Source organism: Pseudomonas sp. TWR2-1-1, from assembly GCF_049897045.1.
GTDB classification, from domain to species: domain Bacteria; phylum Pseudomonadota; class Gammaproteobacteria; order Pseudomonadales; family Pseudomonadaceae; genus Aquipseudomonas; species Aquipseudomonas versuta.
In genome coordinates this window covers 314,848-328,468 of the sequence record NZ_JAFCVM010000002.1, presented here as the reverse complement: position 1 = coordinate 328,468, position 13,621 = coordinate 314,848, and the positions used below count along the sequence as shown (strand labels likewise).

The window sequence follows — 13,621 nt, the reverse complement described above, 5'->3', positions numbered from 1 at the left end:
GATTAAGGCCGACTCAGCCTGTCGGCTACCCCGATGCAGATTGCCATGATCAATTTGAGTTCCTTTTGGACGGTGCTCAATGACACGTCAAGTTCATTGGCGATCTCTTGATAACTGCAGCCATGCAGACGACTGAGGATGAAAATCCGCTGCTGACGTGCGCTCAACTGGCTCAGGCTCACACTCAAACGCTCCAGTAATTGCGCGGCTTGATGGGCTTCTTCGGGGGTGCTGAGGGGGGAGGCGACGCCTTCGATGACTTCCATCGGTACGTCTTCAACCACCGTACGGGACTGAATGCGTCGTGCCCTTAGATGGTCAAGGGCCAGATTGCGCGCCGTCTGGAACACAAATGGCTCAAGGTGTTCGATCGCGCGCTCGTTCAAGGCCCGGGTCACACGCAAGTAGGTCTCTTGCAGCAGGTCCTCGGCGGTGCTGTGGTTGTTGACCATCCGTTCCAGAGTACGCAGCAGGGTTACCCGTTGGGTAAGGAAGACTTGATTGAAGTGGGACTGACTCACTGTACTACCCGACCGAATTTTAGCGAATGATAATGCTTATCATCTGCTCTATTGGTCAAGTGCTGTTTTGGTCGGGGTGAATCTGCGAGGCAACTGACCATCTGTGGGAGCTGGCTTGCCAGCGATTGCAGCAGCGCGGTATGAGGCTAAAGCCGCGGTGCCTGCATCGCTGGCAAGCCAGCTCTCACAGTGTGGAGGATTAAATACGGCCCTTGAGATAGGCGCTGTAATCCGGGATGCGATGCTCGTGGGGCTGGCTCATCAATGGGCTGCTGATCAAGTAATCGGCGCTGCATTCATTGCATGCCACTGGAATATTCCACACCGCAGCGACCCGCAGCAGTGCCTTGATATCCGGGTCGTGGGGCTGCGGCTCGAAGGGGTCCCAGAAAAACACCAGCATGTCGACCCGTTGTTCGGCGATCCGTGCGCCAACCTGCTGGTCGCCACCCAACGGGCCGCTGATCATGCTTTCGATCGGTAACCCCAGGCGTTGGCTTAGCAACAGACCTGTAGTGCCGGTGGCACACAGATCATGCTGGCTGAGCGCTGTTTTGTGCCGCTCGGCCCAGTCCAGCAAGAACCCTTTGCAGTGATCGTGGGCCACCAGGGCGATACGCTTGCGCGCCGCCAGGGGAGCCGTGGTGAAGCTGATACCGATCATCGCGTTACTCCGCGTTGCACAGGGCCAGGCAGTTATCGAGCATGCGGTTGGAGAAGCCCCACTCATTGTCGTACCAGGCCAGGACTTTCAGCAGTTTGCCGCTGACTTTGGTGTGATTGGCGTCGAAGATCGACGACAGCGGGTTATGGTTGAAGTCGCTCGAAACCAGCGGCAGGGTGTTGTAACCCAGCACTTTGGAATGTTGGCTGGCTTCTTTGAACAGCGCGTTGACTTCAGCTGCGCTGACTTCCCGCTTGAGCTCAATGGTCAGGTCGACCAGTGACACGTTGATCACCGGAACCCGAACAGCCATGCCGGTCAGTTTGCCGGCCAGTTCAGGCAATACCAGGCCCACGGCTTCGGCAGCGCCGGTTTTGCTCGGGATCATGTTATGGGTAGCCGAACGGGCGCGGTAGGGGTCGCTGTGGTAAACGTCGGTCAGGTTCTGGTCGTTGGTATAGGCGTGGATGGTGGTCATCAGGCCGTTTTCAATACCAAATTCGCGGTGCAGAATTTGCGCCACAGGCGCCAGGCAGTTGGTGGTGCATGAAGCGTTGGAAATGATCTGGTGCGATTGGCGCAGGATGTCGTGGTTAACCCCGTAGACCACAGTCGCATCGGCATTTTTGCCAGGAGCGGAGATAATCACCTTGCGTGCGCCGGCGCTGATATGAGCCTCGGCTTTGCTGCGATCGGTGAACAGGCCGGTGCATTCAAACACCACGTCGATCTTCAATGCAGCCCATGGCAGTTCAGCCGGATTGCGGATGGCACTGACGGCAATGCGGTCGCCATTCACGGTCAGGCTGTCCTGATCATGCTCGACAGTTGCGTCGAAAGTGCCATGAACCGTGTCGAACTTGAGCAGGTGAGCATTGATCGAGCTGTCGCCCAGATCGTTGATGGCGACGATCTGCAAGTCCTGACGGTAGCCTTGGGTATACAGTGCACGTAGGACGTTACGGCCGATTCGGCCAAAACCATTGATTGCGATTCGTAGAGTCATGGAAAGCGTCCGCCATCGATTTGTTGTTGGAATTACAAGATTATTCTCATAAAAATAGAAAACAAGCCATTTAAGTGGCAATATTTTGTTTTATCTACAACGAGTGACCTGAATCAACGGGTCCGAATGATCAAAGTCGCGTGTCTGCGCCCTTCGATCAGCATAGGACACGTACAGGTCGCCACATCCGTTAGCCTGGAGTTCAACACATGCATCCCCGCGTTCTTGAAGTCACCGAGCGTCTTATTGCCCGCAGTCGAGCTACCCGCGAGGCGTATCTGACGCTTATTCGCGGGGCCGCCAGTGACGGTCCGCAACGCGGCAAGCTGCAATGTGCCAACTTTGCCCATGGCGTGGCCGGGTGCGGAACGGAAGACAAAAACAGCCTGAAAATGATGAACGCGGCCAACGTGGCAATTGTTTCGTCATATAACGACATGCTGTCGGCGCATCAGCCTTACGAGCATTTCCCCGAGCAAATCAAGAAAGCACTGCGCGAAATGGGCTCGGTCGGCCAGTTTGCAGGCGGCACCCCGGCCATGTGCGATGGCGTGACCCAGGGCGAGGCAGGGATGGAGCTGAGCCTGCTGAGCCGCGAAGTGATTGCGTTGTCGACGGCTGTGGCGCTGTCGCACAACATGTTCGATGCCGCGATGATGCTGGGTATTTGCGACAAGATCGTTCCGGGCTTGTTGATAGGCGCACTGCGCTTTGGTCATCTGCCAACAATTTTTGTTCCGGGCGGGCCGATGCCATCGGGGATCTCCAACAAGGAAAAAGCCGACGTGCGTCAGCGCTACGCCGAAGGCAAGGCCAGCCGCGAAGAGCTGCTGGAATCGGAGATGAAGTCCTACCACAGCCCTGGCACCTGCACGTTCTATGGCACCGCCAACACCAACCAGTTGCTGATGGAAGTCATGGGCCTGCACCTGCCGGGCGCCTCTTTCGTTAATCCCTACACGCCATTGCGTGATGCACTGACACGCGAAGCCGCCCACCAGATCACCCGTCTGACCAAGCAAAACGGCAACTTCACGCCGTTGGGCGAGATCGTCGACGAGCGCTCCCTGGTCAACTCCATTGTGGCGCTGCATGCCACGGGCGGCTCGACCAACCACACGCTGCACATGCCGGCGATTGCCATGGCCGCGGGCATCCAGTTGACCTGGCAAGACATGGCCGACCTGTCCGAGGTGGTACCGACCCTGTCCCACGTGTATCCAAACGGCAAAGCCGACATCAACCACTTCCAGGCCGCAGGCGGTATGGCGTTCCTGATCCGTGAACTGCTCGAAGCCGGTTTGCTGCACGAAAACGTCAATACCGTGGCCGGCTTTGGCCTGAGTCGCTACACCCGCGAACCATTCCTTGTTGATGGCGAACTGGTCTGGCGTGATGGCCCGATTGAAAGCCTTGATGAAGCGATCTTGCGTCCGGTGGCCCGTGCCTTCTCGGCAGAGGGTGGCTTGCGGGTCATGGAAGGCAACCTGGGGCGCGGCGTGATGAAGGTCTCGGCCGTTGCGCCCGAGCATCAAATCGTTGAAGCCCCGGCCCGGGTATTTCAGGATCAGCAAGAGCTGGCCGATGCGTTCACGGCCGGGACCCTGGAACACGACTTTGTCGCTGTAATGCGCTTCCAGGGGCCGCGCTCCAATGGCATGCCCGAGCTGCACAAAATGACGCCATTCCTGGGCGTGTTGCAGGACCGTGGCTTTAAAGTGGCATTGATTACTGACGGTCGCATGTCCGGCGCGTCGGGCAAAATCCCAGCGGCGATTCACGTCAGCCCCGAGGCTGCGCGCGGCGGCGCCCTAGCACGGGTCAGGGACGGCGACCTGATTCGGGTGGATGGGGTCAAGGGGACGTTGCAACTGCTGGTGGATGAGGCAGAATTCGCGGCGCGCACTCCGGCCATCGGCACCTTGAGTAATGCCGTGGGTACCGGGCGCGAGTTGTTTGCGTTCATGCGCGAGGCCTTCAGTTCGGCTGAGCAGGGCGCGAGTACCTTCACCTCGTCTCTGGAAAACTTGAAATGAAACTGGCGCTGGTCGGTGATATCGGTGGCACCAACGCACGATTTGCGTTGTGGGAGAACGACCAGCTGCATTCGGTCCGCGTACTGGCCACGGTGGACTTCGTCTGCCCGGAAGACGCCATCAGGCTGTACCTGCACGATCTGCAACTGGCCCCGGGCGCTGTAGGCTCGGTCTGTTTGTCCGTGGCAGGACCGGTGAGTGGCGATGAATTTCGCTTCACCAACAACCACTGGCGCTTGAGCCGTTCGGCGTTCTGCCAGGCGTTACAGGTCGACAATCTGCTGCTGGTCAATGATTTCAGTGCCATGGCACTGGGCATGACCCGCTTGCAGCCGGAGGATGTGCGTGAGGTGTGCCCCGGCACTGCGGACCCGGCGCGACCTGCGGTGGTGATCGGCCCGGGCACCGGGCTTGGGGTCGGCACCCTGCTGAATCTGGGTGACGAGCAGTGGATGGCGTTGCCGGGGGAGGGCGGTCACGTTGATCTGCCCATGAGCAACCCGCGTGAAGTGCAGCTGTGGCAGCACATCTACAACGAAATCGGGCATGTCAGCGCTGAGACCATTTTGAGCGGTAGCGGGCTGCCCCGTGTCTATCGCGCGATCTGTGCGGTGGATGGTCATACCCCGGTGCTGGACAGCGACCGTGCCATCACTGCGGCGGCCCTGGACGGTGACCCGGTTGCGTGCCAAGTGCTGGAGCAGTTCAGTTGCTGGCTGGGGCGAGTGGCGGGTAACAACGTGCTGACTGTCGGCGGACGCGGCGGGGTATACATCGTCGGGGGGGTGATCCCGCGCTTTGCCGATATCTTTCTGGCCAGCGGTTTTGCCAAAAGTTTCGCAGACAAGGGCTGCATGAGCGACTACCTCAAAGGTATCCCGGTATGGCTGGTGACGGCTCCCTACTCGGGACTTATCGGCGCGGGGGTAGCCCTGCAGCAGGCGTTCGGTTGACTCTCTGATGGCCAAACATGTGGGAGCCGGCTTGCCGGCGATTCAGACGGCAGTCTGAATACCCGCAGCGCTACTGTTGCCGGCAAGCCCGCTGTGACGGGTAAAAAACAATAAGGAACATTGCTGTGAGCGCACTCGGCAAATCCATTTTGCTGGTCGACGATGACCAGGAAATTCGCGAACTGCTTGATATCTATCTCACCCGTGCGGGCTTCCAGGTCCGCACCGTGGGCGACGGTGCCGGTTTTCGGCTGGCCATGGACGACGCTTCAAGCGATCTGTTGATTCTTGATGTCATGTTGCCCGACGAAGACGGTTTCAGTTTATGCCGCTGGGTGCGTCAGCATCCGCGTTTTGCCCAGATCCCCATCATCATGCTCACCGCCAGTTCCGACGAAGCCGATCGGGTGATAGGCCTGGAACTGGGCGCCGATGATTACCTGGGTAAACCTTTCAGCCCCCGCGAGCTCCAGGCGCGAATCAAGGCGTTGTTACGTCGTGCGCAATTTGCCAGCGTAAGTGCGGCTGCGGGCAACGAGGTCATGGCCTTTGACGAGTGGCGGCTCAACATCGTGACCCACCGCCTGTTCCATACCGATGGTGAGGAGGTCATTCTGTCCGGCGCAGATTTCGCTCTGCTGAAGATGTTTCTGGATCATCCGCAACAGATCCTTGATCGCGACACCATCGGCAATGCGACCCGGGGCCGGGAGCTGATGCCTCTGGACCGGATCGTTGACATGGCCGTCAGCCGCTTGCGTCAGCGCCTGCGCGACACCGAGAAACCGCCACGGTTGATCCGCACCATCCGTGGCAGTGGCTATCAATTGGCGGCCCAGGTTTTCCCTGTCCATGGCCTTTAAATTCCTGGGCAAGGTACGGGTCCCCCGTTCACTGCTCGGGCGCATGTTGTTACTGACCCTGCTTGCCATCTTGCTGGCACAGACGCTTTCGAGTGCGATCTGGCTCTCGCAATTGCGCACCACCCAGCTCGAAGGTCTGGTCACCAGTGCGCGCAGCCTGGCGTATTCGATGAACGCCACGGTGACCTACTTGCGCTCACTGCCCCTGGCCTACCGGCCCATGGTGCTCGACCAGATGCGCAGCATGGGCGGTACGCGGTTCTTCGTAAGCCTGAATGACAAGCCACTGCAGATGCCGGTTCTGCACCCGACTCAGCGCAAAAAGGCGGTGCTCAGCGCGGTCGATCAAGTGTTGCGCCAGTCGTTGGGGGCTGATGTCGACATGACCGTGCAGTTTGTCAGCCCCCAGGACTTGCGCATCTTCAATGCCGGCATGAAACTCGAAGAGTTGCCGCGCTCCTGGGCGCATTTCGCCCTGACCCTGGAACCGGTCAACCCGCCGGTGCTGGTAACGCAAATTCAGATGGCGCCCGGCGAGTGGCTGTACATCGCCTCCTTGTTGCCCGAGCCCTATACCAGTCTAGAGGAGGAAGGCCTGCCGGCCGTGCAGCTGTGGTTCATTGGCCTGAGCAGTATTTTTCTGCTGTTGTTTATCGGGCTGCTGGTGCACTGGCAAAGCCGCCCGCTCAAGCGTCTGGCACGGGCGGCGCGGGATATGTCGCTGGGTGAGGACAGGCTCAAGCCGGTGGAGATCGGTGGCGGCAGCGAAGTGGTGGAAGTCGGTCGGGCCTTTAACACCATGCGTGCGCGTATCAGCCGTTATTTGACTGAGCGCAGCCAATTGTTCAGTGCGATCTCCCATGATTTGCGTACGCCCATCACCCGCCTGCGTCTGCGGGTCGAGCTGCTTGATGATGAGCAATTGCAACACAAGTTTGGCCGCGATCTGGATGAACTCGAGCTGCTGGTAAAAGGTGCGCTGCAGTGCGTGAAGGACACCGATATTCACGAAAATATCGAGCAGGTGGACCTCAACCTGTTACTGGATTGTTTGATCGAACCTTACTTGCTGCCACAGGGCAATGGCCGCGTGACGTTGCACGGGCGGGCGCTCAAGCCCTACTCGGGCAAGTCGCTGGCGCTGCGCCGCTGCATGGGCAACCTGATCGACAACGCTCTGAAGTACGGTAAAAACGCTCACCTGCGCATTGATGACAATGCCCATGAATTTGTCCTGACCGTTGACGATGAGGGCCCGGGGGTACCCGAGCAGCGTATGGAGCAAATCTTCGAGCCGCACTTTCGCCTGGCCGGACAGCAGCAGGGCTATGGCCTGGGGCTCGGTATCGCGCGCAGCATCGCCCACAGCCATGGGGGTGAAGTCAGTCTGCAGAACCTGCGTGTGGGTGGTCTGCGGGTGACGTTGACCTTGCCGCGAAATGCCGATTGATCTCCTGCCTTATGTAACTGGACTGTGACATTTGCGCGTCTCTTCGTTACGTGGGGGCGGGCGGTGATGGATACACTCTTTAGCAGCGCAAGCAAAAGACTTGCCCAGCTATAACAACAAGAAAGGACATGTCATGAATTCACTCAGTCGCCTCGCCGTTTCCATCTCTCTCGCCTGTGCATTTCCCCTGACCGCCTATGCCGCCGACGCACCTGCCGATTCCAAAGGCACGGTCGAAGTGGTGCACTGGTGGACATCGGGCGGTGAAAAAGCGGCCGTGGATGTCCTCAAGGCCCAGGTAGAAAAAGACGGCTTCACCTGGAAAGACGGCGCTGTCGCCGGCGGTGGCGGGGCCACTGCCATGACCGTACTGAAAAGTCGTGCCGTTGCCGGCAACCCGCCAGGCATGGCCCAGATCAAAGGTCCGGACATCCAGGAGTGGGCATCCACCGGCCTGCTCGACACTGACGTCCTGAAGAATGTGGCCAAGGACGAGAAGTGGGACAGCCTGCTCGACAAGAAAGTCTCCGATACCGTGAAGTACGAAGGTAATTACGTGGCCGTGCCGGTGAACATCCACCGCGTCAACTGGCTGTGGATCAACCCGGCAGTCTTCAAGAAAGCCGGTATCGAAAAAGCCCCGACCACCCTCGAAGAATTCTACGCCGCCGGCGACAAGCTCAAGGCTGCCGGTTTCATTCCGCTGGCCCACGGTGGCCAGCCTTGGCAGGACAGCACGGTGTTCGAAGCCGTGGTGCTCTCGGTCATGGGTGTCGATGGCTACAAAAAAGCGTTGGTAGAGCTGGATGACGCCACACTTACCGGCCCGCAAATGGTCAAGGCGCTGACCGAGCTGAAGAAAGTCGCGACCTACATGGACGCAGACGGCAAAGGTCAGGACTGGAACCTGGAAGCGGGCAAGGTCATCAACGGCAAGGCCGGCATGCAGATCATGGGCGACTGGGCCAAGAGCGAATGGACAGCGGCCAAGAAAGTCGCGGGCAAGGATTATGAGTGCGTTCCTTTCCCGGGCACCGATAAAGCCTTCACCTACAACATCGACTCCCTGGCGGTGTTCAAGCAGAAGGACAAGGGCACGGCGGCGGGTCAACAGGACATCGCCAAGGTCGCTCTGGGTGAGGACTTCCAGAAGGTCTTCAGCATCAACAAAGGCTCGATCCCGGTGCGGATCGACATGCTGAACGACATGAACAAGTACGGCTTCGACTCCTGCGCCCAGACCGCAGCCAAGGACTTCCTGGCGGATGCCAAGAGCGGTGGCCTGCAGCCGAGCATGGCGCACAACATGGCAACCACGCTGGCAGTGCAGGGCGCATTCTTTGATGTCGTGACCAACTACATCAACGACCCGAAAGCCGACCCGGTTGAAACGGCCAAAAAACTCGGCGCCGCAGTCAAGTCTGCCAAGTAACCCCACACCCCCTGCAGGAGCGAGCTTGCTCGCGAGCTGTCTTTAAGGTTCGCGAACAAGCTCGCTCCTGCAGAGGTGCAATGGCCTTGTAATCTCTATCCTCTGCCCGGATTTCCCCCATGAGTTCTGTTGCTGTGTTCAGCAAAGCCTCACCGTTCGATGCATTGCAGCGCTGGCTACCGAAACTGGTGCTGGCGCCCAGCATGTTCATCGTTCTGGTGGGCTTCTATGGCTATATCCTGTGGACGTTCGTACTTTCGTTCACCAACTCGACTTTCCTGCCGACCTACCAATGGGTGGGGCTGGCGCAATACGCACGGTTGTTCGACAACGACCGCTGGTGGGTAGCCAGCAAAAACCTTGCGGTATTCGGTGGCATGTTCATCGCGATTACCTTGGTGATTGGCGTGACGCTGGCGGTGTTCCTCGATCAGCGCATCCGGCGTGAAGGTTTTATCCGCACTATTTATCTGTACCCGATGGCGCTCTCGATGATCGTGACCGGTACTGCCTGGAAGTGGTTGCTCAACCCGGGCATGGGGCTGGACAAGCTGCTGCGTGACTGGGGCTGGGAAGGCTTTCGCCTGGACTGGCTGATCGATCCCGACCGTGTGGTGTATTGCCTGGTCATCGCGGCAGTGTGGCAAGCCTCGGGCTTTATCATGGCGATGTTCCTCGCCGGCCTTCGAGGGGTGGATCAATCGATCATTCGTGCGGCCCAGATAGATGGGGCAAGCCTGCCCAGGATTTACTGGAAAGTGGTGCTGCCCAGCCTGCGTCCGGTGTTCTTCAGTGCGGTGATGATTCTGGCGCATATCGCGATCAAGAGCTTCGACCTGGTGGCGGCGATGACGGCCGGTGGACCGGGTTACTCGTCCGACCTGCCTGCGATGTTCATGTATTCGTTCACCTTCAGTCGCGGCCAGATGGGTGTAGGTTCGGCCAGTGCGATCCTGATGCTCGGTGCGATTCTCGCGATCATCGTGCCTTACCTGTACTCCGAGCTAAGGGCCAAGCGTAATGACTAGTCTTGCCGGCAAATCTTCCATCAGTCTCACTCGCATCGCGATTTACGCGGTGCTGATCTTCGCCGTACTGCTTTATCTGGTGCCACTGGTGGTCATGCTGTTGACCAGCTTCAAGACCCCGGAAGACATCAGTACCGGTAACTTGCTGAGCTGGCCCACCGTGGTCACCGGTATTGGCTGGGTCAAGGCCTGGGCCACGGTCGACGGCTACTTCTGGAACTCGATCAAGATCACCGTCCCGGCGGTGCTGGTGTCCACCGCCATTGGCGCACTGAACGGCTATGTGTTGTCGATGTGGCGTTTTCGTGGTTCGCAGTTGTTCTTCGGCCTGTTGCTGTTCGGCTGCTTCCTGCCGTTCCAGACCGTGCTGCTGCCAGCCTCGTTCACCCTCGGCAAAATGGGCCTGGCCAGCACCACTACCGGCCTGGTGTTCGTGCACATTGTTTATGGCCTGGCGTTTACTACACTGTTTTTCCGCAACTACTACGTCAGCATTCCCGATGCGTTGGTGAAGGCAGCACGTCTGGATGGCGCGGGTTTCTTCACGATCTTCCGCATGATCATTCTGCCGATGTCGACCCCGATCATCATGGTCTGCCTGATCTGGCAGTTCACCCAGATCTGGAACGACTTCCTGTTCGGTGTGGTGTTCTCCAGTGGCGACTCGCAGCCGATCACCGTGGCCCTGAACAACCTGGTCAACACCAGCACCGGGGTCAAGGAATACAACGTTGATATGGCAGCGGCGATGATCGCCGGGCTGCCGACCCTGCTGGTCTATGTGGTCGCAGGCAAGTATTTCGTGCGCGGGCTGACGGCCGGCGCAGTCAAGGGGTAATCATGGCAACGCTTGAGCTTCGTAACGTTAACAAGACCTATGGTGCCGGCCTGCCGGACACCCTCAAGAACATCGAACTGTCGATCAAGGAAGGCGAATTCCTGATTCTGGTGGGCCCCTCGGGGTGCGGCAAGTCGACGCTGATGAACTGCATCGCCGGGCTGGAGAACATCACGGGCGGCGCGATCATGATTGATGATCAGGATGTCAGCGGCTTGAGCCCCAAGGATCGCGACATCGCCATGGTGTTCCAGTCCTATGCGCTGTACCCGACCATGAGCGTGCGCGAGAACATCGAGTTCGGTCTCAAAATCCGCAAGATGCCCCGGGCGGACATCGACGAAGAGGTTGCCCGCGTCGCCAAGTTGTTGCAGATCGAGCATTTGCTTAACCGCAAGCCAGGCCAGTTGTCCGGCGGCCAGCAACAGCGTGTGGCGATGGGGCGTGCATTGGCTCGGCGGCCGAAGATCTACCTGTTCGACGAGCCGCTGTCCAACCTCGACGCCAAACTGCGGGTCGAGATGCGGACCGAAATGAAGCTGATGCATCAGCGTCTGAAAACCACCACCGTCTATGTCACCCACGATCAGATCGAGGCCATGACACTGGGCGACAAAGTGGCGGTCATGAAGGACGGCATCATTCAGCAGTTCGGTACTCCCAAGCAGATCTACAACGATCCGGCCAACCTGTTTGTCGCCAGCTTCATAGGCTCACCACCGATGAACTTCATTCCGCTGCGCCTGCAGCGCAAGGACGGCCGCCTGGTGGCCTTGCTTGATAGTGGTCAGGCGCGTTGTGAGTTACCGCTGAACATGGGCGACGCCGGTCTGGAAGACCGTGAGGTGATTTTGGGCCTGCGCCCGGAGCAAATCGTGCTGGCCTCGGGCGACGCGGCCGGCATGCCGACCATTCGCGCCGAGGTTCAAGTGACCGAGCCTACCGGGCCGGACACGCTGGTGTTCGTTCAGCTCAATGACGTCAAGGTCTGTTGCCGCCTGGCACCCGATGTGGCGCCACAAGTGGGCGAAACCCTGACGCTGCAGTTCGATCCGTCCAAGGTGTTGTTGTTCGACGCCAAGACCGGTGAGCGGTTGGGCACTGCTGGCTCGTTGCCCGTGCAGGACCGTGCCGACAATGTCACCCGGATCAAGGGGCGCTGAGTTTCAATGTGGGCAAGCCTGGCAGCCGGCAATGCTGGCTCCAGAGGGAATTGGGGTTGTCGGGAATAAAAAAGTGGACCGCGTAAGTCAAAAACAGTTAATAACAATAAAAGACGAGGATTTAGGGATGAAAAAGCAACACACAGGTACCCGGTTGGTCTGCCAGTTGTCAGCAGTCGCTGCGCTGGTTCTTTCTGCCAATGCGATGGCAGACGACGCTTTCAGCGCAGACTCGAAATGGATGACCGGCGATTGGGGTGGCGAGCGAACCAAACTCATTGAGCAGGGTATCGACATCAAGGCCGATTACGTCGGTGAAGTAGGCGCCAACCTGCATGGCGGCTATAACCACGACAAGACCGCGCGCTACAGCGACCAGTTTGGCCTGGGCGTGGCATTGGACCTGCAAAAGCTGTGGGGCTGGGATAACACCCAGGCCAAGATCCAGCTGACCAACCGTAACGGTCAGAGCATCTCCAATGACCGTGTCGGCGACCCGCGTGCCGGAACCTTGAGTTCCTCGCAGGAAGTCTACGGCCGTGGCCACATGGTTCGTCTGACCCAGTTGTATATCCAGCATCAATTCCTGGACGGCAAACTGGATGTCAAAGCCGGCTACTTCGGTGAAGGCGAAGACTTCAACACCTTCCCGTGCGAATTCCAGAACCTGGCGTTCTGCGGTTCCCAGGTGGGTAACTGGGCCACTAACATCTGGTACAACTGGCCGGTCAGCCAGGCTGCACTGCGCGTGAAGTACAACATCACGCCAGAGTTCTATGCGCAGATCGGTGCTTACAACCAGAACCCGTCGCAGCTGGAACACGGCAACGGTTTCAAGCTCAGCGGCAGCGGGACCAAGGGCACCGTTTTGCCAGTCGAACTGGTCTGGTCGCCGAAGGTCAACAACCTGCCGGGTGAATACCGTGTGGGCTACTACAAGAGCACGGCTCCTGCCAATGACCTGCGTGAAGACATCAACGGTGCCGACGCTGCCACCACCGGTCAGAGCTACCGCGTGCACAACAGCAAACACGGTTACTGGTTTGTTGCCCAGCAGCAACTCACCAGCCACAACGGTGATGCCTCCCGTGGTCTGAATGTCGCAGCCAACGCGACTTTTCACGACAAGGCGACCAACATCGTCGACAACTACCAGTCGCTGATGTTCGTGTACAAAGGACCGTTCGATGCGCGTCCAAAAGATGACATCGGTATCGGTTTTGCCCGTATCCACGTCAATAACGAAGTGAAGAAAAACGCCGAGCTGGCCAACGAGGCCAATGGTGTCACCGACTACAACGACCCGTTGTACGCGCCGCTGCGTTCCACCGAGTACAACTACGAACTCAACTACGGCATCCACGTCACCAACTGGCTGACTGTGCGTCCCAACCTGCAATACATCACCCATCCGGGTGGTGTGGACCAAGTTGACAACGCGTTGGTGGCCGGCCTGAAAATTCAGTCGGTGTTCTAACGTTGTTGCGATAAGCTCCTCTCCTAGTGCGCATTTGACGGATAGCCATGGCTATCCGTTTTTTTTGTGCCGCAGCCGTCGGGTTTTAGTGAGGCTGCGATGGCGGTGTAACCGTCGATATCTATTCAGGAGGTGGCTGCCTCATTGCAGGCAAGTCGGCTTTCACAGGTTCTACTAAGGTTCGGGCGAC

At 58.7% G+C, this 13,621-nt stretch carries 12 protein-coding genes; 9 read left to right on the top strand and 3 right to left on the bottom strand.

All coding sequences use genetic code 11. The features are described 5' to 3' along the window. Positions 1-2 precede the first annotated feature (2 nt). The 3 genes from ACP7BO_RS06455 to gap form a co-directional block, all read right to left on the bottom strand. Positions 3-521, bottom strand: coding sequence for an RNA polymerase sigma factor (locus tag ACP7BO_RS06455; RefSeq protein ID WP_060694609.1), 519 nt, complete (start codon positions 519-521; stop codon positions 3-5). A gap of 199 nt (positions 522-720) precedes the next feature. Further along, entirely contained in the window at positions 721-1,185 is a 465-nt protein-coding gene (locus tag ACP7BO_RS06450) for a methylglyoxal synthase (protein ID WP_060694607.1), read from the bottom strand. 4 nt (positions 1,186-1,189) lie between these two features. Next, positions 1,190-2,191: a type I glyceraldehyde-3-phosphate dehydrogenase gene (gap, locus tag ACP7BO_RS06445; RefSeq protein ID WP_397454557.1), complete on the bottom strand. Its 1,002-nt coding sequence runs from the start codon at positions 2,189-2,191 to the stop codon at positions 1,190-1,192. Positions 2,192-2,400: 209 nt separating this feature from the next. Here gap and edd point away from each other — a divergent pair, with 209 nt between their 5' ends. The 9 genes from edd to ACP7BO_RS06400 all read left to right on the top strand — a co-directional run bounded on the left by edd (position 2,401) and on the right by ACP7BO_RS06400 (position 13,431). Further along, on the top strand, positions 2,401-4,227 hold the full coding sequence (gene edd / locus ACP7BO_RS06440; RefSeq protein ID WP_060694604.1) for a phosphogluconate dehydratase: 1,827 nt from the start codon (positions 2,401-2,403) through the stop codon (positions 4,225-4,227). Continuing rightward, entirely contained in the window at positions 4,224-5,180 is a 957-nt protein-coding gene (locus tag ACP7BO_RS06435) for a glucokinase (RefSeq protein ID WP_426209185.1), read from the top strand. Before edd ends, ACP7BO_RS06435 begins: the two co-directional genes overlap by 4 nt. Before the next feature lie 125 nt (positions 5,181-5,305). Beyond that, positions 5,306-6,043 carry a response regulator gene (locus ACP7BO_RS06430; protein WP_060694600.1) on the top strand — a complete coding sequence of 246 codons (738 nt, stop codon included), beginning with the start codon at positions 5,306-5,308 and terminating at the stop codon, positions 6,041-6,043. Next, positions 6,033-7,493 (top strand): ATP-binding protein, encoded by a 1,461-nt coding sequence (locus tag ACP7BO_RS06425; RefSeq protein WP_397454555.1) that lies wholly within the window; start codon positions 6,033-6,035, stop codon positions 7,491-7,493. Before ACP7BO_RS06430 ends, ACP7BO_RS06425 begins: the two co-directional genes overlap by 11 nt. A 133-nt stretch (positions 7,494-7,626) precedes the next feature. After that, positions 7,627-8,925, top strand: a complete 1,299-nt coding sequence (locus tag ACP7BO_RS06420; protein ID WP_073509655.1) for an ABC transporter substrate-binding protein — start codon at positions 7,627-7,629, stop codon at positions 8,923-8,925. A gap of 119 nt (positions 8,926-9,044) precedes the next feature. After that, on the top strand, positions 9,045-9,953 hold the full coding sequence (locus tag ACP7BO_RS06415) for a carbohydrate ABC transporter permease (protein ID WP_426209182.1): 909 nt from the start codon (positions 9,045-9,047) through the stop codon (positions 9,951-9,953). Then, complete coding sequence (locus ACP7BO_RS06410; RefSeq protein ID WP_060694592.1) at positions 9,946-10,791, top strand: carbohydrate ABC transporter permease; 846 nt, start codon at positions 9,946-9,948, stop codon at positions 10,789-10,791. The genes ACP7BO_RS06415 and ACP7BO_RS06410 overlap by 8 nt, the downstream gene beginning before the upstream one ends. Before the next feature lie 2 nt (positions 10,792-10,793). Then, on the top strand, positions 10,794-11,954 hold the full coding sequence (locus ACP7BO_RS06405) for an ABC transporter ATP-binding protein (protein WP_426209180.1): 1,161 nt from the start codon (positions 10,794-10,796) through the stop codon (positions 11,952-11,954). A gap of 127 nt (positions 11,955-12,081) precedes the next feature. Then, positions 12,082-13,431: a carbohydrate porin gene (locus ACP7BO_RS06400; RefSeq protein ID WP_426209177.1), complete on the top strand. Its 1,350-nt coding sequence runs from the start codon at positions 12,082-12,084 to the stop codon at positions 13,429-13,431. Positions 13,432-13,621 lie beyond the last annotated feature (190 nt).

What these genes read in the sequence shown, in the direction of transcription:
- ACP7BO_RS06450 (WP_060694607.1), bottom strand. Translation starts at nt 1,185, where the DNA reads ATGATCGGTATCAGCTTCACCACGGCTCCCCTGGCGGCGCGCAAGCGT.
- gap (WP_397454557.1), bottom strand. Translation starts at nt 2,191, where the DNA reads ATGACTCTACGAATCGCAATCAATGGTTTTGGCCGAATCGGCCGTAAC.
- edd (WP_060694604.1), top strand. Translation starts at nt 2,401, where the DNA reads ATGCATCCCCGCGTTCTTGAAGTCACCGAGCGTCTTATTGCCCGCAGT.
- ACP7BO_RS06435 (WP_426209185.1), top strand. Translation starts at nt 4,224, where the DNA reads ATGAAACTGGCGCTGGTCGGTGATATCGGTGGCACCAACGCACGATTT.
- ACP7BO_RS06425 (WP_397454555.1), top strand. Translation starts at nt 6,033, where the DNA reads ATGGCCTTTAAATTCCTGGGCAAGGTACGGGTCCCCCGTTCACTGCTC.
- ACP7BO_RS06420 (WP_073509655.1), top strand. Translation starts at nt 7,627, where the DNA reads ATGAATTCACTCAGTCGCCTCGCCGTTTCCATCTCTCTCGCCTGTGCA.
- ACP7BO_RS06415 (WP_426209182.1), top strand. Translation starts at nt 9,045, where the DNA reads ATGAGTTCTGTTGCTGTGTTCAGCAAAGCCTCACCGTTCGATGCATTG.
- ACP7BO_RS06410 (WP_060694592.1), top strand. Translation starts at nt 9,946, where the DNA reads ATGACTAGTCTTGCCGGCAAATCTTCCATCAGTCTCACTCGCATCGCG.
- ACP7BO_RS06405 (WP_426209180.1), top strand. Translation starts at nt 10,794, where the DNA reads ATGGCAACGCTTGAGCTTCGTAACGTTAACAAGACCTATGGTGCCGGC.
- ACP7BO_RS06400 (WP_426209177.1), top strand. Translation starts at nt 12,082, where the DNA reads ATGAAAAAGCAACACACAGGTACCCGGTTGGTCTGCCAGTTGTCAGCA.